Source organism: Streptomyces sp. NPDC012466 (assembly GCF_042955215.1).
Classification (GTDB): Bacteria; Actinomycetota; Actinomycetes; order Streptomycetales; family Streptomycetaceae; genus Streptomyces.
Genome location: NZ_JBIBEQ010000006.1, coordinates 504,210 through 522,999, shown reverse-complemented (window position 1 = coordinate 522,999; position 18,790 = coordinate 504,210). Strand labels below are relative to the sequence as shown.

Annotated in this window: 27 protein-coding genes; 17 read left to right on the top strand and 10 right to left on the bottom strand. The window is 71.0% G+C overall.

Translation table 11 applies throughout. The features are described 5' to 3' along the window. Window positions 1-39 precede the first annotated feature (39 nt). Window positions 40-438, top strand: a complete 399-nt coding sequence (locus tag ACFY9E_RS24560; protein WP_390987534.1) for a hypothetical protein — start codon at window positions 40-42, stop codon at window positions 436-438. Between the two features lie 4 nt (window positions 439-442). Here ACFY9E_RS24560 and ACFY9E_RS24555 read toward each other — a convergent pair whose 3' ends face one another. After that, a complete protein-coding gene (locus ACFY9E_RS24555) occupies window positions 443-718 on the bottom strand; it encodes a hypothetical protein (protein WP_390987533.1) in 276 nt (91 codons plus the stop codon). After that, window positions 715-930: a hypothetical protein gene (locus tag ACFY9E_RS24550; protein WP_390987531.1), complete on the bottom strand. Its 216-nt coding sequence runs from the start codon at window positions 928-930 to the stop codon at window positions 715-717. Before ACFY9E_RS24550 ends, ACFY9E_RS24555 begins: the two co-directional genes overlap by 4 nt. Before the next feature lie 152 nt (window positions 931-1,082). Here ACFY9E_RS24550 and ACFY9E_RS24545 point away from each other — a divergent pair, with 152 nt between their 5' ends. Then, complete coding sequence (locus ACFY9E_RS24545; protein ID WP_390987632.1) at window positions 1,083-1,895, top strand: Scr1 family TA system antitoxin-like transcriptional regulator; 813 nt, start codon at window positions 1,083-1,085, stop codon at window positions 1,893-1,895. After that, window positions 1,892-2,089, top strand: a complete 198-nt coding sequence (locus ACFY9E_RS24540; RefSeq protein WP_390987529.1) for a DUF397 domain-containing protein — start codon at window positions 1,892-1,894, stop codon at window positions 2,087-2,089. Before ACFY9E_RS24545 ends, ACFY9E_RS24540 begins: the two co-directional genes overlap by 4 nt. Here the strand turns inward: ACFY9E_RS24540 and ACFY9E_RS24535 are convergent. The 6 genes from ACFY9E_RS24535 to ACFY9E_RS24510 all read right to left on the bottom strand — a co-directional run bounded on the left by ACFY9E_RS24535 (window position 2,079) and on the right by ACFY9E_RS24510 (window position 7,694). Continuing rightward, entirely contained in the window at window positions 2,079-3,539 is a 1,461-nt protein-coding gene (locus ACFY9E_RS24535) for an ATP-binding protein (RefSeq protein WP_390987630.1), read from the bottom strand. The two genes, ACFY9E_RS24540 and ACFY9E_RS24535, sit on opposite strands and share 11 nt — an antisense overlap. 8 nt (window positions 3,540-3,547) lie before the next feature. Next, complete coding sequence (locus ACFY9E_RS24530; protein WP_390987527.1) at window positions 3,548-4,285, bottom strand: response regulator; 738 nt, start codon at window positions 4,283-4,285, stop codon at window positions 3,548-3,550. 90 nt (window positions 4,286-4,375) lie between these two features. After that, window positions 4,376-4,564, bottom strand: coding sequence for a hypothetical protein (locus ACFY9E_RS24525; RefSeq protein WP_390987525.1), 189 nt, complete (start codon window positions 4,562-4,564; stop codon window positions 4,376-4,378). A gap of 67 nt (window positions 4,565-4,631) precedes the next feature. Then, window positions 4,632-5,654: a trypsin-like peptidase domain-containing protein gene (locus ACFY9E_RS24520; RefSeq protein ID WP_390987524.1), complete on the bottom strand. Its 1,023-nt coding sequence runs from the start codon at window positions 5,652-5,654 to the stop codon at window positions 4,632-4,634. 109 nt (window positions 5,655-5,763) lie between these two features. Beyond that, window positions 5,764-6,786, bottom strand: coding sequence for a substrate-binding domain-containing protein (locus ACFY9E_RS24515; RefSeq protein ID WP_390987522.1), 1,023 nt, complete (start codon window positions 6,784-6,786; stop codon window positions 5,764-5,766). Window positions 6,787-6,914: 128 nt separating this feature from the next. Beyond that, window positions 6,915-7,694, bottom strand: a complete 780-nt coding sequence (locus ACFY9E_RS24510; protein ID WP_390987521.1) for a winged helix-turn-helix domain-containing protein — start codon at window positions 7,692-7,694, stop codon at window positions 6,915-6,917. A 172-nt stretch (window positions 7,695-7,866) separates the two neighbouring features. Between ACFY9E_RS24510 and ACFY9E_RS24505 the strand changes: the two genes are divergently transcribed. The 9 genes from ACFY9E_RS24505 to ACFY9E_RS24465 all read left to right on the top strand — a co-directional run bounded on the left by ACFY9E_RS24505 (window position 7,867) and on the right by ACFY9E_RS24465 (window position 13,445). Continuing rightward, on the top strand, window positions 7,867-8,718 hold the full coding sequence (locus tag ACFY9E_RS24505; RefSeq protein WP_390987519.1) for an alpha/beta fold hydrolase: 852 nt from the start codon (window positions 7,867-7,869) through the stop codon (window positions 8,716-8,718). 78 nt (window positions 8,719-8,796) lie between these two features. Next, window positions 8,797-9,051 carry a MoaD/ThiS family protein gene (locus ACFY9E_RS24500; RefSeq protein ID WP_283973425.1) on the top strand — a complete coding sequence of 85 codons (255 nt, stop codon included), beginning with the start codon at window positions 8,797-8,799 and terminating at the stop codon, window positions 9,049-9,051. 3 nt (window positions 9,052-9,054) lie between these two features. After that, window positions 9,055-10,200, top strand: coding sequence for a hypothetical protein (locus tag ACFY9E_RS24495; protein ID WP_390987517.1), 1,146 nt, complete (start codon window positions 9,055-9,057; stop codon window positions 10,198-10,200). A 153-nt stretch (window positions 10,201-10,353) separates the two neighbouring features. Then, window positions 10,354-11,091 carry an LmeA family phospholipid-binding protein gene (locus tag ACFY9E_RS24490; RefSeq protein WP_390987516.1) on the top strand — a complete coding sequence of 246 codons (738 nt, stop codon included), beginning with the start codon at window positions 10,354-10,356 and terminating at the stop codon, window positions 11,089-11,091. A gap of 203 nt (window positions 11,092-11,294) precedes the next feature. Then, window positions 11,295-11,375, top strand: coding sequence for a putative leader peptide (locus ACFY9E_RS24485; protein ID WP_350310325.1), 81 nt, complete (start codon window positions 11,295-11,297; stop codon window positions 11,373-11,375). A 138-nt stretch (window positions 11,376-11,513) separates the two neighbouring features. Beyond that, window positions 11,514-12,359 carry a rhodanese-like domain-containing protein gene (locus tag ACFY9E_RS24480; protein WP_390987515.1) on the top strand — a complete coding sequence of 282 codons (846 nt, stop codon included), beginning with the start codon at window positions 11,514-11,516 and terminating at the stop codon, window positions 12,357-12,359. Window positions 12,360-12,398: 39 nt separating this feature from the next. Further along, on the top strand, window positions 12,399-12,686 hold the full coding sequence (locus ACFY9E_RS24475) for a DUF1416 domain-containing protein (protein ID WP_003991226.1): 288 nt from the start codon (window positions 12,399-12,401) through the stop codon (window positions 12,684-12,686). Window positions 12,687-12,772: 86 nt separating this feature from the next. Next, window positions 12,773-13,033, top strand: a complete 261-nt coding sequence (locus ACFY9E_RS24470; protein ID WP_390987513.1) for a DUF3099 domain-containing protein — start codon at window positions 12,773-12,775, stop codon at window positions 13,031-13,033. Between the two features lie 37 nt (window positions 13,034-13,070). Beyond that, window positions 13,071-13,445, top strand: a complete 375-nt coding sequence (locus ACFY9E_RS24465; RefSeq protein ID WP_390987511.1) for a VOC family protein — start codon at window positions 13,071-13,073, stop codon at window positions 13,443-13,445. Here ACFY9E_RS24465 and ACFY9E_RS24460 read toward each other — a convergent pair. Continuing rightward, window positions 13,439-13,801, bottom strand: a complete 363-nt coding sequence (locus ACFY9E_RS24460; protein ID WP_175433350.1) for a DsrE family protein — start codon at window positions 13,799-13,801, stop codon at window positions 13,439-13,441. The genes ACFY9E_RS24465 and ACFY9E_RS24460 overlap by 7 nt on opposite strands. Window positions 13,802-14,004: 203 nt before the next feature. Here ACFY9E_RS24460 and ACFY9E_RS24455 point away from each other — a divergent pair, with 203 nt between their 5' ends. Genes ACFY9E_RS24455 through ACFY9E_RS24445 form a run of 3 tightly spaced genes read left to right on the top strand, consistent with a single transcriptional unit; the run spans window position 14,005 to window position 16,010 of the window. Then, a complete protein-coding gene (locus ACFY9E_RS24455; RefSeq protein WP_390987510.1) occupies window positions 14,005-14,580 on the top strand; it encodes a heme-binding beta-barrel domain-containing protein in 576 nt (191 codons plus the stop codon). Between the two features lie 16 nt (window positions 14,581-14,596). Then, entirely contained in the window at window positions 14,597-15,034 is a 438-nt protein-coding gene (locus ACFY9E_RS24450) for a Fur family transcriptional regulator (RefSeq protein ID WP_003991221.1), read from the top strand. Window positions 15,035-15,044: 10 nt separating this feature from the next. Beyond that, on the top strand, window positions 15,045-16,010 hold the full coding sequence (locus ACFY9E_RS24445; RefSeq protein ID WP_390987509.1) for a YgfZ/GcvT domain-containing protein: 966 nt from the start codon (window positions 15,045-15,047) through the stop codon (window positions 16,008-16,010). Window positions 16,011-16,057: 47 nt separating this feature from the next. On the opposite strand, the gene dtd is transcribed toward ACFY9E_RS24445, so the two are convergent. After that, window positions 16,058-16,483: a D-aminoacyl-tRNA deacylase gene (gene dtd, locus ACFY9E_RS24440; protein WP_390987508.1), complete on the bottom strand. Its 426-nt coding sequence runs from the start codon at window positions 16,481-16,483 to the stop codon at window positions 16,058-16,060. 212 nt (window positions 16,484-16,695) lie between these two features. On the opposite strand from dtd, the gene ACFY9E_RS24435 reads away from it, so the two are divergent. Both ACFY9E_RS24435 and ACFY9E_RS24430 read left to right on the top strand, forming a co-directional pair. Beyond that, window positions 16,696-17,328 (top strand): aerial mycelium formation protein, encoded by a 633-nt coding sequence (locus ACFY9E_RS24435; RefSeq protein ID WP_390987506.1) that lies wholly within the window; start codon window positions 16,696-16,698, stop codon window positions 17,326-17,328. A gap of 86 nt (window positions 17,329-17,414) precedes the next feature. Then, window positions 17,415-18,668, top strand: a complete 1,254-nt coding sequence (locus tag ACFY9E_RS24430) for a GNAT family N-acetyltransferase (protein ID WP_390987629.1) — start codon at window positions 17,415-17,417, stop codon at window positions 18,666-18,668. Window positions 18,669-18,790 lie beyond the last annotated feature (122 nt).

Genomic DNA, 18,790 nt, shown 5'->3' with positions numbered 1-18,790 from the left:
CGCCGCCGAGAAGGTTCGCGCGGCCCGGGGTTCGGCCGCGTGATCATTCTCGACACCGGTGCCACTCGGGCGCTGGCCGACGGCCACAAGACGCTGAACCTCCTCGCCGGGAACATGGCGCGCACCCCGGGTGACTTCCTCCGGATTCCCGCGCTCTGCCTCGTGCAGGCCGAATCGGAGGACGAGGGCGCGGCAGGGCGGGTGCTCGCCTTCTCGTCGGTCGTCGTCGACGACCTCACGACGGTTGCCGCGGTCACCGTCGGAACGATGGTCAGGGACGGCTACGGCGGCTCCGACAGGTGTCACGCCCTGTACTGTGCGCTGCCTCGCGCCGAGTTCACCGGGATGTCGATCCTGCTGACGGACCGGGAGGACACGTATCCGCCGGGAGTCGTCACGGTGGACATCGACTCCCCCGGGATGCTCGGCTTCCACTGACCTGTCACGCGTCCTGCCCGGGGATGCGCTCGCCCCGGCTGACCGCGACCCGCAGCACGTCTCCCAGCGACTCCAAGGTCCTGACCAACGCGAAACGCACGGCGCGTTCCCCGGCCTCGGTGTCGCGGAGCACCGCCTCGGCGCCGGCCAGGACCTGTTCGGCGGAGGCGAGTTGCGCGGCCTCGATGTCGTCGGCGAGCCGTGAGAGGCGGCTGTCCGGGTCGTCGGTGCTGAGGTAGCAGGGCTTGCCGCCGGGGCCGGCCCAGGGGAGCAGCCTCATGCGTACACCTCCAGGGCGTGCAGGTACGGCCGGACGAGGGGGGTGTCCATGTCCAGGGGTTCTGCGGGGAGAGGCCGGGGGAGGCGCACCGGCGGGGGCATGGGCCGCGGCGGGGGAGAGGCGGTGGCCCGATGCCGCCCCCGGGCGGGCAGCAGGAGCCGTACGAGGGCGAGCAGGAGCGACTCGCAGAGTCCGGCGATACGCAGGCGCACGGAAGCGTCCCTTCTCAGGGCATGGGGAAGGCAGGGTGTGACGAGCGGTGATCACCGTTCGTGCCCTCATCGTCACTGCATGCCCCTACGCTGCGGAAGGGGCCAGGCGTTGCCTGGGGGCTCAGACAACGGTGAGGGGTGACGTGGGGGAAATGGTTGACGGGGGCCGGGCCGTCCTGGGTCGGACGCTGAGGTTTCTGCGGGAACAAGCGGGCAAGTCACTGGGGCAGTTGGCCGAGGACACCGGCTACGACAAGAGCTACCTGAGCCGCCTGGAGTCAGGCGAGCGGCTGTCCAAGCTGGCGGTCATGGAGGACTTGGACAGCTACTACGGGTGCGGTGACCTGCTGGTGCGTGAGTGGCGGGAGGCGCGCAGGGAGGTCATCAAGGACAAGTACAAGGCGTTCATGGACCTTGAGGCGATGGCGCAGGTCATGTGGATGTTCCAGTTGCGCGTGCCGGGCCTCCTCCAGACCGAGGACTACGCCCGAGCGGTGTTGTCAGGGTTGTCTGGCGCCCAGACAACGGCAGGCAACAGTGAGGAAGTCGAGGAGCAGGTGGCTGCGCGGATGGGGCGACAGGAGTTGCTCTACCGCGAGTCGGCGCCGAGCGTGCGCGTGATCCTGGACGAAGGCGCGGTGCGGCGGCCCGTTCCCGACCCGAAGGTGTGGACCGACCAGTTGTCGCACCTGGTGGATGCGGCGGAGCTGCCGAATGTCGCAATCCAGGTGCTGCCCTACATGGCCGGTGTGCACGACCTTATGAACAGTGACCTCATCCTGCTGTGGCAGCGTGCCGGTGACCCCGTCGCCTATGTGGAGGGCAACGGCTTCGGTGAGCTGATCCAGGATCCGGACAAGGTGCTTGCCTATCGCCTGTCCTACGATCTCGTGAGGGATGCGGCGCTGACCCCGGCGGAGTCGACAGCGTTTCTCAAGCGCCTCTTGGAGGAGTGCAGACCATGAACCGAACCCCGGCCCTCACCACCGTCGTGTGGCGCAAGTCGTCCTACAGCGACGGCGGAGCCTCGAACTGCCTCGAGATCGCCGCCAACTGCCCCGGCACAGCTCCGGTCCGCGACAGCAAGCGGCCCGACGGTCCGATACTCGTGTTCGGCGCGAGCCCCTGGGCGTCGTTCCTCGCCCACGTCAAGAAGTAGGAGGATCCTCCGGCGGTGGCACCGCCGCCCCCGGCAGCCGTACCGTCGCCACCGTGCCGCCGCCGTCCGCCGGGGACAGCGACACCTCGCCCCCCGCCTGCTGCACCGTGCGTGCCACGATCGACAGGCCCAGGCCCGATCCCGGCAGTGCCCGCGCGCTCGGGGAGCGCCAGAAGCGGTCGAAGACGTGGGGGAGTTCGTCGGCGGGGATGCCCGGGCCGTGGTCGCGGACGGTGAGGACGCCCTCGATCAGCCGGACCTCGACCGTGCTGCCCTCCGGGCTGAACTTCACCGCGTTGTCCAGGACGTTGACCACCGCCCGTTCCAGAGCGGAGGGTTCCGCCCGGACGAACCAGGGCTCGATGTCCGCCCTGATCGTCAGCTCCGGCCCCCGCAGCCGGGCCCGCCGCAGCGCCGACTCGACCGTGTCCTGCCAGGCGACGATCTGTGTCCGGCCCGAGTGCTGGCCGGTGTCGGGGCGGGACAGTTCCTGGAGGTCGCCGATGAGCGCGGCCAGCTCCGTCATCTGGGCCTTCACCGACGCGAGCAGCGCCTTGCGGTCCGCCTCGGGGATGGGGCGGCCCGTTTCCTCGCTGCGGGTGAGGAGTTCGATGTTGGTACGCAGGGAGGTGAGCGGCGTGCGCAGCTCGTGCCCCGCGTCCGCGATCAGTTGCTGCTGGAGGTCACGCGAACTGGCCAGGGCCGAGGTCATGGCGTTGAAGGAGTGGGACAGCCGGGCGATCTCGTCCTCGCTGTCGTCCTCCACGGGGATGCGGATGTTCAGGTCCTCCGTGCGGGCCACGTGCTCGACGGCGTCCGTCAGCTTGTCGACGGGGCGCAGCCCGGCCCGGGCGACGGCCAGGCCGGCGGCTCCGGCGCCGAGCACTCCCACGCCGGAGACCAGCAGGAGGATCAGCGCCAGCTCGTTGAGCGTGGACTGCGTTCCCTTGAGCGGCAGGGCGATGACGAGGGAGTAATCGGCGGCGACGCCCGGCGGCAGGTCCTCATCCTTGATGACGACCGCCGTCGTCAGGACGCGCAGCTTGTTGCCGTGGTCGTCCGTGCCGTCGCGGATGCGGCCCTGGTTCGGGTCGGGGTTCCTGGCCACGGCCTTGTCGTCGCCGGTGACGCGCACCTGGGTCGTGGAGCTCGGGAAGAGACACAGCTTGCCGTCGACGCGGACCAGTTGCCCGTAGGTCTTGGGCCGCGACCCCATGCCCAGCGAGTCGGAAGGCGTCTGAAGGCACTCGTGGGTGAGCGCCTGGAACTCGCCCGGACGCAGCGGCGCGACCGACGACTTCAGGTCGTTGTCGATCTCGTCGTACAACTTCCCCTGCACGATGAACCAGCAGGTCACCGACACCGCCGCCACCGCGAACGCCACCGCCGCCGCCACCAGCAGGGCCAGTCGTGAGCGGATCGGCAGGGAGCGGAACCGCCGCACGACCATCGGGGAACTCACTCCGCGCCGCCCTGCCGCAGCACGTAACCGACACCCCGCACCGTGTGCACGAGCCGCGGCTCGCCGCCCGCCTCGGTCTTGCGCCGCAGGTACATCACGTACACGTCCAGGGAGTTCGACGACGGCTCGAAGTCGAAGCCCCAGACGGCCTTGAGGATCTGCTCCCGGGTGAGGACCTGGCGCGGGTGTGCCATGAACATCTCCAGGAGCGTGAACTCCGTGCGGGTCAGCTCCACCTGGCGTCCGCCCCGCGTGACCTCGCGCGTGGACAGGTCCATGCGCAGGTCGGCGAAGGTGAGCGCGTCCTCGTCGGCCGGGCCGGCCGCGCCCACGGCCGCCGCGTAGGAGCTGCGGCGCAGCAGCGCGCGGATGCGGGCGAAGAGTTCGTCGAGCTCGAAGGGCTTGACCAGGTAGTCGTCGGCGCCCGCGTCGAGGCCGGTGACACGATCGCCGACCGTGTCACGGGCCGTGAGCATCAGGATCGGCGTGGTGTCGCCGGTGGCGCGGATGCGGCGGGCCGCCGTCAGGCCGTCCATGCGCGGCATCTGGATGTCGAGGACGACCAGGTCGGGCCGGTAGACCGCCGCCTTGTCCAGCGCGTCCGCGCCGTCGACGGCGACCTCGGTCCCGTACCCCTCGAACGCGAGGCTGCGCTGGAGCGCTTCGCGTACGGCCGGCTCGTCGTCGACGATCAGGATGCGCTGCGGGTCACGGTCGCCGTCTGCGGGGCTCATGGGTCGGGGGTCCTCGGGGGTGAAGGGGGACGGGGGTGCTGCTGTGACGCTCTCAGCGTCGCACGTCGGCGGGCGGCGACGGGAGGAGCGTCAGCCCCGCGACGCCCTGCGCCGGGCCCTCGCGGACCGGCTCGTCCTACGGGTCGCCGTGGCGGCCGCCCTCGACGCCACCCCCGGCGCCCGGCCCGCCGGTGCGTGCAGTTCGTGCGCCACCGCCAGGGCCGGCCCGATCCCCGCCGGGTCCCCGCCCGGCTCCGCGTGTGCGATGTGCTGGATCATCGCCGTACTCCTCGCTCGATGGAACTCAACCGATGGAACTCGGTCGGTGGAACTCGGTCCGTGGACTTCAGTCGGTCGCACCCGCCCGCAGCTTCGCGAGGTCGGCCTTGACGGTGTTGATCGGGATGGCGAAGCCCAGGCCGACACTGCCCGCGTCGGAGGACGAGGAGGCCTGGCTCGTCGGCGAGTACATCGCGGAGTTGATCCCGATGATGTTGCCGTTCATGTCGATCAGCGCCCCGCCGGAGTTGCCCGGGTTGAGCGACGCGTCGGTCTGGAGCGCCTTGTACGTCGTCGTGCTGGACCCGGTGTCGCCGTTGAACTGGCGTCCGCCGAACTCGAACGGCCACTGGTCGCCCTGCCCCTGGCCCTGCCCCCACTGCTGGCCCTGGCCCTGCTCCTGGCCCTCTTCGGTCGGGACGGTGACGTCACGGGCGAGGGCCGAGATGATGCCGCTGGTGACGGTGCCGGAGAGCCCTTCGGGGGAGCCGATCGCGACGACCTGGTCACCGACCTGGAGCCCGGCGGAGTCGCCGAGCGTGGCGGCCTTCAGGCCGGAGGCGTTCTCCAGCTTGATCAGCGCCAGGTCCTTCTTGCTGTCGGTGCCGACGATCTTCGCGGTGTAGGACTTGCCGTCGCTGGTCGTCGCCTTGATCTGCGAGGCGCCGGCGACGACGTGGTTGTTGGTGACGATCTCACCGCCGCTCGTGATGATCACGCCGGAACCGGTGGAAGACCCGGCGTTGGAGTCGGCGCTGATCTCGACGATGCTCGGGCTGACCGCCTTCGCGACCCCGGCGACCGTGCCCTTCTGGCTGGACGGGACCACGTTGGTGCTGGTGGAGCTGGAGGCGACGGTGTCGTTGCCGGTCAGCTCCTGGATGCCGTAGGCGGTGCCGCCGCCTATCGCCGCCGCCACGATCGCCACGGCGGCGATCAGGGCGAGGGGGCCACGGCCGCGCTTCTTCGGATGCGGAGCATGGGCCGGGGCGTACGCCGGCGGGGGCGGCCACTCGGGGTTCACCGGGGCCTGCTGCTGACCCTCGTAAGGGTTCTCGTACTCGCCACTGCGGTGGAAGCTCTCGGTCATGGCATCGAGCTTGCCGCCCGACCATGAGAGCTTCCTGAGTGCTCCCTGAGAAGCCCGACAGAACCTCGTATGCCCGATATAAAGAGGCCCGGGGCTCACCCGCCGGAGGCTATGCGCAGCCGCAGGACTGCCGGGTCACCAGCCGTGACGGGAACACCTTCAGCCGCTCCCGCCGGGCCCCCGCGACCCGCAGCCCGTCGTCGAGGACGAGGTCCACCGCCGCCCGGGCCATCGCCGAACGGTCGGACGCGATCGTCGTCAGGGGCGGGTCGGTCAGCGCCGCCTCCTTGATGTCGTCGAAGCCGGCCACCGCCAGCTCCCCGGGGACGTCGATGCGCAGCTCGCGCGCCGCGCGCAGCAGGCCGATGGCCTGGTCGTCGGTGGAGCAGAAGATCGCCGGCGGGCGCTCGGGGCCCGAGAGGATCTTCAGGGCGGCCTGGTAGGCGTCGTAGCGGTTGTAGAGGGCCTCGAAGAGGCGGCCCTCCGTGGAGATCCCGGCGTCGTCCATCGCGCGGCGCCAGCCCTCGACGTGGTCGGAGACCGGGTCGCCGACGGCGGGCGTCTCGGCTATGCCACCCATACAGGCGACGTACTCGTAGCCGTGCTCCAGCAGGTGCCGGACGGCGAGCTCGGCGCCGCCCAGGTCGTCCGTGGTGACGGCGACGTCGTCGATGGCCTCGGGCCGTTCGTGCAGCAGCACGACCCGGGCGTCCCAGGCCTCGATCTCGGCGGCGGCCAGGTCGTTGAGCGCGTGGCTGACGAGGATCAGGCCGGAGACGCGCATCCCCAGGAAGGCCCGCAGGTAGTGGACCTCGCGCTCGCCCACGTAGTCCGTGTTGCCGACGAGGACCATCTTCCCGCGCTCGGAGGCGGCCTGTTCGACCGCGTGCGCCATCTCCCCGAAGAAGGGCTGGCGGGCGTCCGGGATGATCAGGCCTATGAGGTCCGTGCGCCGGGACGCCATCGCCTGGGCCACCCGGTCGGGCCGGTACCCCAGTTCCTTGATCGCGGCGAGGACACGCTCGCGCGTGGCCGGGGCGACCGGCCGGGGTCCGTTGTTGATGACATAGCTGACCACGGCAGTGGAAGTCCCTGCCAGCCGCGCCACATCATCCCGAGTCACCTTGGCCACGCGCGGAGTCTACGCGGATATACCTGCTCCGGGCAGGGCGTAAAGGAGGTTCCGTACGATATCCCGACCGCCGTCCGGGGCACCCCGTGCGGGAAGCGATGCCCAGGTCGGCGGCGCGATACGCCTCCTCACGCCTCGGTGTGGACCTCGACGGCGTCCAGGGCGGCCGACTCGTCCGCCTTGTCTGTCTTTGCCTTGGCCGCCTTGGCCTTCGCCTCCTCGGCGGCGCGCTCCACCTTCTCCGGCGTAACGAATCGATAACCCACGTTCCGGACGGTGCCGATCAGTGACTCGTGCTCGGGGCCGAGCTTGGCGCGCAGCCGCCGGACGTGCACGTCGACCGTGCGCGTACCGCCGAAGTAGTCGTAGCCCCAGACCTCCTGGAGCAGCTGGGCGCGGGTGAAGACGCGGCCGGGGTGCTGCGCGAGATACTTCAGGAGCTCGAACTCCTTGAAGGTGAGGTCGAGGACGCGGCCCTTGAGCTTGGCCGAGTACGTCGCCTCGTCGACCGACAGGTCGCCGTTGCGGATCTCCATGGGGGAGTCGTCGCTGACGATCTGCTGACGCCCCATGGCCAGGCGCAGCCGCGCCTCGACCTCCGCGGGGCCGGCGGTGTCGAGCAGGACGTCGTCGATGCCCCAGTCGGCGGTGACGGCGGCGAGGCCGCCCTCGGTGACGACGAGGACGAGCGGGCAGCCCGGCCCGGTGGAACGCAGCAGCTGACAGAGGCTGCGGACCTGTGGCAGATCGCGCCGGCCGTCGACGAGGATGACGTCGGCGCCGGGGGTGTCGACGAGGGCGGGGCCCTCCGCGGGGGCCACACGCACGTTGTGCAGGAGCAGGCCGAGGGCGGGGAGCACCTCCGTCGACGGCTGGAGGGCGTTGGTCAGGAGCAGCAGAGAACTCATATGTCTGGTTCCTCCTCGGTCCCTGCGAGGACGTTTGTTGGCACAGCACCGCTCTGCGATCCCGAAGGCCCCGTACACCTGCGGTTTCCCGCGTCGTATACAACGCTTCCGAAAGCACAAAAGGACCCGGGGGCTACGTTGCCCGAGTCCTCTGCCCAGCAGAATAGCCCACATGAGCTCTGGTCCGGCAGGTCATGTGGCGCGTTCCACCGATCGTCCGAACTCCGAGACGGCTGCTGGAACGCCTGTTCGCAAGCCGTCGAGGACGTTTCTGCGCACCTCCGACGGTGTGACGATCGACGCCGCGTACGACCCGGGTCCCGCTGTATACGACGCCTCCGGGAGGCCTTCCCGTCACCCCGTGTTCGTCGTCGCCCACGGCTTCACCGGGGCCGTGGACCGGCCGCACGTGCGACGGGTGGCACAGGCCTTCGCCCGGTACGGGGCGGTCGTGACGTTCTCCTTCCGGGGCCACGGGGCGTCCGGCGGACGGTCCACGGTCGGGGACCGGGAGGTGCTCGACCTGGCGGCGGCGGTGCGGTGGGCGCGGGAGCTCGGCCACGCGCGCGTGGGGACGGTCGGGTTCTCGATGGGCGGCTCGGTGGTGCTCCGGCACGCGGCACTGCACCGGGAACAGACCGACGCGGTGGTCTCGGTCAGCGCACCGGCCCGCTGGTACTACCGGGGGACCGCCCCCATGCGGCGGCTGCACTGGCTGGTGACGCGGCCCGAGGGACGGGTGGTCGGCCGGTACGGCTTCGGTACGCGCATCCACCACCGGGCCTGGGACCCGGTCCCGCTCTCTCCGGTCGAGGCGGTGCCGAGGATCGCTCCCACCCCTTTGCTGATCGTGCACGGCGAGGCCGACGGCTACTTCCCCGTCGACCACCCGCGGATGCTGGCCGCCGCCGCGGGTGACCAGGGCGAACTGTGGCTGGAGCCGGAGATGGGACATGCCGAGCACGCGGCCGGCGACGAGCTGCTGGCCCGGATCGGGGAGTGGGTCGCGGGCCGGGCGGGCTAGCCTGACGGGGTTCACCGTCGGGTGAGCCCGTGGTGAGACTGGTGTGAGTCCGCTGCGACGGTGCGATTGAGGAAGCAGATGCCAAAGGTCACGGTGCGCTACTGGGCCGCCGCCAAGGCCGCGGCCGGGGTGGCCGAGGAGCCGTACGAGGCGGCCACGCTGGCCGAGGCGCTCGACGCGGTGCGCGAGCGCCACCCCGGTGAACTCGAACGCGTCCTGCGGCGCTGCTCGTTCCTGGTGGACGGCGACCCCGTGGGCACCCGCGGACATGAGACGGTACGGCTGGCCGACGGCGGCACGGTCGAGGTGCTCCCGCCGTTCGCAGGAGGATGAGCGATGACCAACCAGCCGAATGAGGGTTACGGCCCCTACGAGCCCTACGACCCGTACCGGTCCCACGGGCAGCAGCAACAACCGCAGCAGCACCCACAGCAACAGCACCCGCAGCAGCCCCAGGCTCCGCAGGCGTGGCCCGGACAGGGCTACCAGGGCTACGACGACCCGCACGCCGCTCAGCAGTACACGCAGCAGTGGCAGGGCCAGACCTGGGAGACGCAGACGCACCAGCCGGTGTCCGCGCCGGTGACGGCGGAGGAGACGGCGTACCTGCAGGCCCAGGCACCGCAGGCCCCGCAGCCGCCCCAGGCGCCGCAGGGGTACGCGGCTCCGGCTGACGACGACGCCCCCGACGCCGCCGGCTACGGCCCGGCCACCGTCGGCGGGAACACGCGCGTGACGGACGCCCAGCGGGCCCGGGCGGAGGGGCGCTCCCCGATCATCGAGCCCGGGGTGCAGCCGGCCGCGCTGACGGCGCTGCTCGGGCTGCTGCTGGCCGGTGCCGCGGCGGTCGGGACGTACGCGCTGCTCGTGCCGCTGGTGATCCTCCAGGCCGTCACCGCCGCGGGCTGGTTCCGGCTGAACGGGATGTGGCCGGCCCGGCAGGGCATCGCGCTGGGCTTCGCGGGCGCGCTGGCCGCGGACGCGGCGCTGCTGGCCTCGGGCCGCTCCCCGTCGGCGATCCTCGGCACGCTCGGGGTGTGGGTGCTGCTCGCGCTGGTCCTTCAGCTGCGATCGCACGCCGACCCGGACGAGCGGATGTACGGCCTGATGGCGACGGTCGCGGCCTCGGCGCTGGCGATCGTGGCGGGTGGCTACCTCGCGGCCGCCGCGGACGCGGTGACGGTGGGCGCGGTGGCCGTGGCGGTGGCCGTCCTGGCCCGCGCGCTGCCGCTGCCCACGCCTGCCTCGGTGGTGGTGTCCCTCCTCGCGGCGGCGGGTGCGGGCATCGCGGCCGGGGCGCTCACGGACCTCGGCACCTCCGGGGCCCTCCTCGGCGCGGGCGCCGCCGTCTGCGCCCTGATCGGCCACCGGGTGGCGAGCTACGACTATCCGTCCCGCTTCGTCCACTTCACGGCGGGTGTGGCCCTGCCGCTGGCCGCGGCGGCACCGGCGGTGTACGTGCTGGGCAGGGCGCTGGCGTAGATCCGGCCGCGACAGGACGCCGGGCGCCCGCCCTGTCACAGATGATCAACAATCCTCCGGTTCCTCTTCCCCGCAGGGTTACCCTCGCGCAAGGGACGGCCGCCCGGTCGTCAGGGACCGCCGTCTAACCGACTGGGTAGGGGAAACACCGCAATGCGAGCACTGCGCATACTGCTGATCTTCGTCGTGATCCTGGGCGGGCTCTTCGTGATCGCCGACCGTGTCGCGGTCGGCTTCGCCGAGGACGAGGCCGCCGACCGGCTGAAGACGACGGAGAACCTGTCGCAGACCCCCGATGTGTCGATCAAGGGCTTCCCGTTCCTCACCCAGGTCGTCGGCGGTTCCCTGGACGACATCGAGGTCGGCATCAAGGACTACGAGGCCGCCGCGGGCAACGGCGACCAGAAGATACGGATCGACGACCTCCAGGCCGACATGAAGGGCGTCGAGTTCTCCGGCGACTACAGCTCGGCCACCGCCTCCACCGCCACCGGCACCGCGACCATCGCCTACGACGAGCTGCTGAAGACGGCGAAGTCGGAGCCCACCCAGGTCGCCCCGGGCGTCACCGCCAAGGTCGTCGGCCTCTCCGACGGCGGCAACGGCAAGATCAAGGTCACCGTCGAGGCCACGGTCCTCGGCACCAAGCTGCCGGAGCCGGTCTCCGTGCTGAGCACGGTGAAGGTCGTGGACGGCACGGTCCGCGTGCACGCCGACGGGCTGCCCAAGTTCGGCGGTGTCGACATCGCCGAGAACCGCGTCCGGGCGATCACCGACTTCCAGCAGAAGATCGACGGCCTGCCCGGCGGCATCAAGCTGGACACGGTCCAGGCGGCTGCGGACGGAGTCGAGATCACGGTGAAGGGTTCGGACGTCCGGCTGGCCGGGTAGGAAGGCGCACGGCGGACCGACCAGCACTGTCCGGTGGGCGAGACGGCGATGTCCGTAGCGTAGATGCGGCGGGGAACGCGATCGGCCGGACGCTGTGCGGGGAGCACCTCGGCAGCCCCTCCGATCCCATATGGCGGATTGTCTCGTCTCAGCATGCGACACACCGGTGACACGCCCGCCCGACCGTCCCTACGATCGACGCTATGAAGCGACAGGCGGACCTCACGAAGCGGCGGGCAGTAGACCTGTGCCGCGTCGCCGCCATGCTCTGTCGCACCTTCTGAGCGATCGCGTCGGCAGTCGCGCCGGCGCGCGCATCCCCGCAGCCCTGCATCCAGGGCACCCGTGCGCCGCCCTGCCTCAAGGGTGCGCCCTGCAGACCTCGCACGCCCCCGCCGTAACTGCCCCGGAGGAGAAGAAGCATGAGCCGCAACGACGTCCTGGTCGACGCCGACTGGCTCCAGGAGCACCTGGACGACCCGACCATCGCCATCGTCGAGGTGGACGAGGACACGTCCGCCTACGAGAAGAACCACATCAAGAACGCCATCCGGATCGACTGGACCCAGGACCTTCAGGACCCGGTCCGCCGTGACTTCGTCGACCAGGCGGGCTTCGAGAAGCTCCTGTCCGACAAGGGCATCGGCAACGACCACACCGTGGTCCTCTACGGCGGCAACAACAACTGGTTCGCCTCCTACGCCTACTGGTACTTCAAGCTGTACGGCCACGAGAGCGTCAAGCTCCTCGACGGCGGCCGCAAGAAGTGGGAGCTCGACGCCCGCGAGCTGGTCGCCGGCGACGAGGTGCCGGAGCGCCCGAAGACGGACTACAAGGCCAAGGCCCAGGACACGTCCATCCGTGCCTTCCGCGACGACGTCGTGGCCGCCATCGGTTCGCAGAACCTCGTCGACGTGCGCTCGCCCGACGAGTTCTCCGGCAAGCTGCTCGCCCCGGCCCACCTGCCGCAGGAGCAGTCGCAGCGCCCGGGCCACGTCCCGTCCGCCCGCAACATCCCGTGGTCCAAGAACGCCAACGACGACGGCACCTTCAAGTCGGACGAGGAGCTCAAGGAGCTCTACGCCGAGGAGAGCGTCGACTTGGCCAAGGACACCATCGCCTACTGCCGCATCGGTGAGCGCTCCGCGCTGACCTGGTTCGTGCTGCACGAGCTCCTCGGTGTGGAGAACGTCAAGAACTACGACGGTTCCTGGACCGAGTACGGCTCCCTCGTGGGCGTGCCGATCGAGCTCGGCGCCAACAAGTAAGCAACCCCGACCGACCTTTCCAGACTTCAGGAGTACGACATGTGCGGTGCGAAGGCCGGCGGCCCCGACGCCTCGACGATCAAGCCCGGTGAGACCACCATCCAGGGTCAGGTGACCAAGGACGGCGAGCCCGTGGTGGGTTACGTCCGTCTGCTGGACTCGACCGGCGAGTTCACGGCCGAGGTGCCGACCTCGGCGACCGGACAGTTCCGCTTCTACGCGGCCGAGGGCACCTGGACCGTTCGCGCCCTCGTGCCCGGCGCCACCGCCGACCGCACGGTCGTCGCCCAGCAGGGCGGCCTGGCGGAGGTCGCGATCGCCGTCTGACGGCGATCGGTCCTCGAAGGGCCGCACCCCTCGGGTTGGACGCCTGGGGTGCGGCCCTTCGGCCTGCCCGGACCTACGCTGGACGTATGTACGCACGGCGGCGTCACACGTACTTCGCGATGATGGGCCTCTGCATCGGCCTCTTCGTCCTGGCCTGGGGTGTCGTCCGCCTGTGGTCCGTTCCCGTCGCCGTCGGGATGTGCGTCGTCGCCATGGTCATCCCGCCCGTGGCGGCCATGGTCGCGAACCGGCGCGGGCCGGACGACCGGTGGTGGGACGACCCCTCCGGGGATGCCCAGTCCGACGAGTGGTGGGACGAGCTGGACGGCAAGAAGCGCCCGCGGTGAACGGCGTCGTCCGGCCCGCCGCGGGTAGCCGGGTTCCATGCGACTGACCGCGGCGACCCTCGACGCACCGCACGCGCGCGAGCTGGCGGACTTCTACCTGCGGCTGCTGCCCGGCTGGGGCGTCCGGCCGGGCGAGGACGGCCCGGACTGGGTGCACATCCGGCCGCCCGACGGCGGCACGGGGCTGTCCTTCCAGACCGAACCCGCGTACGTACGGCCCGTCTGGCCGAGCGGTCCGGACCGGCAGCAGATGATGATCCACCTCGACATCGAGGTCGACGACCTGGAGGGGGAGACGGCGCGGGCCGTCGCCGCCGGGGCCCGTCTCGCCGCCTTCCAGCCGCAGGACGACGTCCGGGTGCTGCTGGACCCGGCCGGGCACCCGTTCTGCCTGTACACGGAGTCTCAGTAGACGAGCGCCTGCGTCCCGTCCGCCATCGCCTCCTGGACGAAGACCTGCGCCCCCGCGATGCGGACCCCCTTGATCACGTCCTGCTCCGTGATCTCGCGGCGGGCCGCGCACTGCGTGCACAGGGTGACGCGGCCGGCGGTGAGGAGGGAGTCGAGCAGGTCGGGCAGGGGAGCCGCGTGCGGCAGCTCGAACTCGGCGGCGCGACCGGGCAGGGCGAACCAGGCCGACTCCCCGGTCAGCCACAGGGAGACATCGACGCCGCTGGCGACGGCGACCGCCGCCACCGTGAACGCCTGAGAGCACCGTTCGGGGGCGTCTGCCCCCGCCGTCACCTTGATCACCAGCTTCTTCGCCATAGCCGGAATCGTAGTGCCGAAGGGGCCCGCGTAAGCTGGGCTCGGCCCTGTGCACCCATTCGCACCCCGCTCAAGGAGCACCCCGTGGAGATCTTCTTCGAAATCCTGTTGGTCCTGGTCGCCGTCGGCGTCCTCGCCTTCGCCGGACTGACCGTGAAGAAGCTGTACCAGGGCCAGCGCTGACCCCCGTCTAGGAAGTTCCCATGATCGAGATCCCGTCCGACCTCCACAAGGACCTCGTCCCGCTCGCCTTCCTGCTGGGCGACTGGGCGGGCGCCGGCGTGCACGACTTCCCCGGCTCCGAGAAGTGCAACTTCGGGCAGGAGGTCACCTTCACCCACGACGGCCGGGACTTCCTGGAGTACCAGTCCCACAGCTGGGTGCTGGACCAGGACGGCAACAAGGTCCGCCCCCTGGAGTCCGAGCACGGCTACTGGCGGATCGACGCCGACCGCAAGGTCGAGGTGACGATGACCCGCGACGACGGCGTCATCGAGATCTGGTACGGCGAGCTGGCCGACAAGAAGCCGCAGATCGACCTCGTGACGGACGCGGTGGCCCGCACGGCCGCCTCCCAGCCCTACACCGGCGGCAAGCGGCTGTACGGCTACGTCAAGAGCGACCTGATGTGGGTCGGCGAGAAGCAGACCCCCGAGGTCGAGCTGCGCCCCTACATGTCCGCCCACCTCAAGAAGGTCGTCACCCCGGAGGAGGTCGAGCGCTGGGCGAAGGCCCTGCCCGACGACATGCCGGACGACGGCATCGCTTTCTTCAAGTAGTCCTAGACTCAGGGGTGTGGTGAGCACCGACTGGAAGAGCGATCTGCGGCAGCGCGGTTACCGGCTGACCCCGCAGCGGCAACTCGTGCTCGAAGCCGTGGACACCCTGGAGCACGCGACCCCCGACGACATCCTCGTGGAAGTGAGGAAGACGGCGTCGGGGGTCAACATTTCCACGGTGTACAGGACGCTGGAGCTCCTGGAGGAGCTCGGCCTGGTCAGTCACGCGCATCTGGGGCACGGCGCGCCGACGTACCACCTCGCGGACCGGCACCACCACCTCCACCTGGTCTGCCGCGACTGCCAGAACGTGATCGAGGCGGACGTGTCGGTGGCCGCCGAGTTCACCGACAAGCTGCGGCAGACGTTCGGCTTCGACACCGACATGAAGCACTTCGCGATCTTCGGCCGCTGCGAGGACTGCACGCTCAAGGCTTCAACTACCGAGTCGTAGGCTTACGGATATGAAGAGCCCCCTGCTGACCCTGCCCGGCGCCGTCCCCGCCGAGGGCGTGGACGAAGCCGTCGCCGCCCACTACGGCGACCTGTTCCGTGAGCAGCGTGCCCTCGCCGACGGCACCGGATTCGTGGACCTCTCGCACCGGGGGGTCGTCGCCGTCACCGGCGAGGACCGGCTCGCCTGGCTGCACCTGCTGCTCACCCAGCACGTCAGCGACCTCCCGGCGGGCCGGGCCACCGAGGCGCTGATCCTCTCCGCGAACGGCCACATCGAGCACGCCCTGTACCTCGTGGACGACGGCGGGACGGTCTGGGCCCATGTGGAGCCGGGCACCCAGGAGGCGCTGATCGCGTACCTGGAGTCGATGAAGTTCTTCTACAAGGTCGAGGTCGCCGACCGCACGGACGACATCGCGATCGTCCACCTCCCGGCCGGCTCCATCGCCGAGGTCCCGGAGGGCGTCGTCGTACGGGAGACGCCGCACGGCCGGGACCTGTTCCTGCCCCGCGCCGACCTGGAGTCCTACGCGGCGCAGGCCGGGCCGCCCGCCGGGATCCTCGCCCACGAGGCGCTGCGCGTGGAGCAGCACCGGCCCCGCCTCGGTTTCGAGACCGACCACCGCACCATCCCGCACGAGCTGGGCTGGATCGGCTCGGCGGTGCACCTGCAGAAGGGCTGCTACCGGGGTCAGGAGACGGTCGCCCGGGTGCAGAACCTCGGCAAGCCGCCGCGCCGGCTGGTCTTCCTGCACCTCGACGGCAGCGAGGTCCATCTGCCCGCGGCCGGGACGGAACTCCGGCTCGCGGAGGACGGCCCCGACGGCCGCAGGATCGGCTTCGTCACGACGTCCGCCCGCCACCACGAACTCGGCCCGATCGCCCTCGCCCTGGTGAAGCGGAACGTGGCGGTGGACGCGCCCCTGGTGGCCGGTGACACGGCGGCGGCCCAGGAAGTCGTCGTCGAGCCGTAGGACCCTCCTGGTGGATCTTCGGCCCCGAGGCCTGTAATTCTTTCGGGTCAGATGTCGAGCTGCACGGTGAACGGGCCGTCGTTCGTCAGTGATACGCGCATCGCCGCTCCGAAGCGGCCCGTGGCCACCGTCGCGCCCAGAGAGCGCAGTTGGGCGACGACCTCGTCGACGAGGGGCTCGGCCACCTCGCCGGGGGCGGCGGCGTTCCAGGTGGGGCGGCGGCCCTTGCGGGCGTCGCCGTAGAGGGTGAACTGGCTGATCACCAGGAGCGGGGCGTCGATGTCGCTGCACGACTTCTCGTCGTGCAGCATGCGGATCGACCAGAGCTTGCGGGCCAGCTGGGCCGCCTTCTCCTTGGTGTCCTCGTGGGTGACGCCGACGAGGACGCACAGTCCCTCGCCCTCGATCGCCCCCACGGTCTCGCCGTCCACGACGACGCTCGCGCCGTCCACCCTCTGCACCACTGCTCGCATACGTCCATCATGCAGGGTGGTGACTTCGGCGCCGCCGGTGATCGGCGTATGGCCCGAAAGGGTGGTTTGCGCGGGGCGTCAACAGCCCCTGCACGGCCGTATTTTGCTGCTTACCCGCCCATCTGGGGTCTATCGGGGGCACTCGTTCCCAGAGCGGGCACTTGGGGTGGCACGATGCTTGCACACACCGGTCGAGGGGACGGTTGAGGCACATGAGCACATCAAGCACCGGACAGCAGCAGGCGGCTGTCTGGTCGACGTACACGGGGATCGGCGCGTCGGAGTACCACCGGCCGCCCACACAGCGCACCGACAGCCCGCCGCTGCCTTCGGACAGCTGCGAGGACCGGCTGTCCGCGCTGAGCCTGCCCGAACTGCGCACGCTGCGCCGCGAGGCCCAGCGCGACGAGGCCGACCTCAGCTATCTGCGGCGGCTGCTCCAGGGGCGGATCGACATCCTGCGCGCGGAGGTGGCCCGGCGCGCCCCGGCGGGCGCGGCCTCCACCGCCGCGCCCGAGGAGGCGTCGGTGGTGGAGCGGCTGGCGGACATCCTGCGGGACGCCCCGGCCCGGCACCGTTCCTCGGCCCGTCATCTGACCCTGGGCACCCCGCAGGGCGAGGAGTTCCGGCGGCTGGCCGCGGAGATGCTCGCCGAGGTCGAGCTGTCCGACCTGGACGCGCGCACGGACCTGGAGCTGAAGACGGCGATGGGACGGCTCGAACGCCACGAGCAGCAGGTCTCCCGGCGCCGGCAGCGGCTGCAGCGCACGGCCGACGAGTGCAGCGCGGAGATCACGCGCCGGTACCGCGAGGGGGAGGCGCAGGTCGAGGACCTGCTGGTGTGAGCCGTTCCCGGACCCGGGGAGGGCCGGCGGTCGGATATCCACGCGACACCGACCGGCCCTCCGCCTAGCGTGACGCCATGACCCCCATGTCCCGCGCCGACGACATCGACGTACGCCCGATCGCCGAAGCCGAGTTCGCCGACTGGCTGCGGGCCGTGAACACCGGTTTCCTGCGGGTGCCCGCGCTCACCGAGGAGGAGATCGAGGGCCGGCGCGGGCAGTTCGTCCCGGGCCGCTACCTCGGGGCCTTCGACGGCGGCCGGTGCGTGGCGACCTTCCGGTCCTTCGACCAGGGACTCACGGTCGTCGGCGGGGCCAGCGTCCGGGCCGACGCGATCTCGGGCGTCACCGTCACCGCCACCCACCGCCGCCGCGGGCTGCTCAGCCGCATGATGGCGCGGGACCTGGCGGCGGCGAAGGACCGCGGGGACGTCGTCGCGACGCTGATCGCCGCCGAGTACCCGATCTACGGCCGGTACGGCTTCGGTCCGGCGACCTGGACGTCCGCGTGGACGATCGACGTGCCGCGCGCCGGTCTCGACGCCCGCTGGGCGGGCCCGGCGGGCGGCGGGCGGATCGACCTGGTGGACGGCGAGGACGTCCGCAAGCTCGGCCCCGAGCTGCACGAGCGGCTGCGCGGCAGCCGGCCCGGCGTCATCACCCGCGACGAGACCTGGTGGAAGGTGCACACCGGCGCCCTGCGGTTCGACCCGTCGTGGAAGCCGCCGTTCTTCGCCGTGTACCGCTCGGCGTCCGGCGAGGTCGAGGGCATGGCCGCGTACGAGGTGGACGACACCTGGGGGGATGCCAAGCAGCCGCTGAACACGGCGACCGTGAGGTGGCTGCTCGGCGTGACCCCCGACGCGGAACGCGCGCTGTGGGAGTACCTCTGCTCCATCGACTGGGTCGTGAAGGTGAAGAGCGGCTGGCGGGCGCCCGACGACCTGCTCCCGCACCTCCTGCCCGACCCGCGGGCGGCCGGGATCACCTCGCTGGCGGACTGGCTGTGGGTGCGGATCCTGGACGTCGTACGGGCGCTGGAGGCGCGGACGTACGAGGGCCGGGGGACGCTGGTGCTGGAGATCGCCGGGGTGGACGGGCTGACCGGTGGGCGCTACCGGCTGGAGGCCTCACCCGAGGGGGCGTCCTGCACGCCGACCACCGAGAGCGCGGAACTCGAACTCGGACTGGGCGAGTTGGGTGCGCTGTGGCTCGGGGACGAGTCGGCGGTGCGGCTGGCGGAGCTGGGGCGGGTGCGCGAAGAACGAGCGGGCGCCGCCCGGAAGGCCGACGCCCTGCTGCGTACGTCCAGGCGGCCTTGGTGCCCGGACATGTTCTGAGCCGCTCCCTTCTGCCGGCGTGCTGGGACCCGCATCCGTAGCGAGCTGTTCGGTTGTGGTTGTTGTGCGCTGCCGCCGACCTGGCGGGACTCCCGGCTCCCCTCCGGAAGGGAGTCCCCTGG

Excerpts from the sequence above, each read along its gene's own strand:
- ACFY9E_RS24535 (WP_390987630.1), bottom strand. The coding sequence starts at position 3,539 with ATGGTCGTGCGGCGGTTCCGCTCCCTGCCGATCCGCTCACGACTGGCC.
- ACFY9E_RS24495 (WP_390987517.1), top strand. The coding sequence starts at position 9,055 with ATGACCAACCAGCCGAATGAGGGTTACGGCCCCTACGAGCCCTACGAC.
- ACFY9E_RS24510 (WP_390987521.1), bottom strand. The coding sequence starts at position 7,694 with ATGAGTTCTCTGCTGCTCCTGACCAACGCCCTCCAGCCGTCGACGGAG.
- ACFY9E_RS24465 (WP_390987511.1), top strand. The coding sequence starts at position 13,071 with ATGCGACTGACCGCGGCGACCCTCGACGCACCGCACGCGCGCGAGCTG.
- ACFY9E_RS24485 (WP_350310325.1), top strand. The coding sequence starts at position 11,295 with ATGAAGCGACAGGCGGACCTCACGAAGCGGCGGGCAGTAGACCTGTGC.
- ACFY9E_RS24480 (WP_390987515.1), top strand. The coding sequence starts at position 11,514 with ATGAGCCGCAACGACGTCCTGGTCGACGCCGACTGGCTCCAGGAGCAC.
- ACFY9E_RS24490 (WP_390987516.1), top strand. The coding sequence starts at position 10,354 with ATGCGAGCACTGCGCATACTGCTGATCTTCGTCGTGATCCTGGGCGGG.
- ACFY9E_RS24470 (WP_390987513.1), top strand. The coding sequence starts at position 12,773 with ATGTACGCACGGCGGCGTCACACGTACTTCGCGATGATGGGCCTCTGC.
- dtd (WP_390987508.1), bottom strand. The coding sequence starts at position 16,483 with ATGCGAGCAGTGGTGCAGAGGGTGGACGGCGCGAGCGTCGTCGTGGAC.
- ACFY9E_RS24505 (WP_390987519.1), top strand. The coding sequence starts at position 7,867 with ATGAGCTCTGGTCCGGCAGGTCATGTGGCGCGTTCCACCGATCGTCCG.
- ACFY9E_RS24520 (WP_390987524.1), bottom strand. The coding sequence starts at position 5,654 with ATGACCGAGAGCTTCCACCGCAGTGGCGAGTACGAGAACCCTTACGAG.
- ACFY9E_RS24540 (WP_390987529.1), top strand. The coding sequence starts at position 1,892 with ATGAACCGAACCCCGGCCCTCACCACCGTCGTGTGGCGCAAGTCGTCC.
- ACFY9E_RS24455 (WP_390987510.1), top strand. The coding sequence starts at position 14,005 with ATGATCGAGATCCCGTCCGACCTCCACAAGGACCTCGTCCCGCTCGCC.
- ACFY9E_RS24445 (WP_390987509.1), top strand. The coding sequence starts at position 15,045 with ATGAAGAGCCCCCTGCTGACCCTGCCCGGCGCCGTCCCCGCCGAGGGC.
- ACFY9E_RS24500 (WP_283973425.1), top strand. The coding sequence starts at position 8,797 with ATGCCAAAGGTCACGGTGCGCTACTGGGCCGCCGCCAAGGCCGCGGCC.
- ACFY9E_RS24460 (WP_175433350.1), bottom strand. The coding sequence starts at position 13,801 with ATGGCGAAGAAGCTGGTGATCAAGGTGACGGCGGGGGCAGACGCCCCC.
- ACFY9E_RS24555 (WP_390987533.1), bottom strand. The coding sequence starts at position 718 with ATGAGGCTGCTCCCCTGGGCCGGCCCCGGCGGCAAGCCCTGCTACCTC.
- ACFY9E_RS24435 (WP_390987506.1), top strand. The coding sequence starts at position 16,696 with ATGAGCACATCAAGCACCGGACAGCAGCAGGCGGCTGTCTGGTCGACG.
- ACFY9E_RS24530 (WP_390987527.1), bottom strand. The coding sequence starts at position 4,285 with ATGAGCCCCGCAGACGGCGACCGTGACCCGCAGCGCATCCTGATCGTC.
- ACFY9E_RS24430 (WP_390987629.1), top strand. The coding sequence starts at position 17,415 with ATGTCCCGCGCCGACGACATCGACGTACGCCCGATCGCCGAAGCCGAG.
- ACFY9E_RS24545 (WP_390987632.1), top strand. The coding sequence starts at position 1,083 with ATGGTTGACGGGGGCCGGGCCGTCCTGGGTCGGACGCTGAGGTTTCTG.
- ACFY9E_RS24475 (WP_003991226.1), top strand. The coding sequence starts at position 12,399 with ATGTGCGGTGCGAAGGCCGGCGGCCCCGACGCCTCGACGATCAAGCCC.
- ACFY9E_RS24525 (WP_390987525.1), bottom strand. The coding sequence starts at position 4,564 with ATGATCCAGCACATCGCACACGCGGAGCCGGGCGGGGACCCGGCGGGG.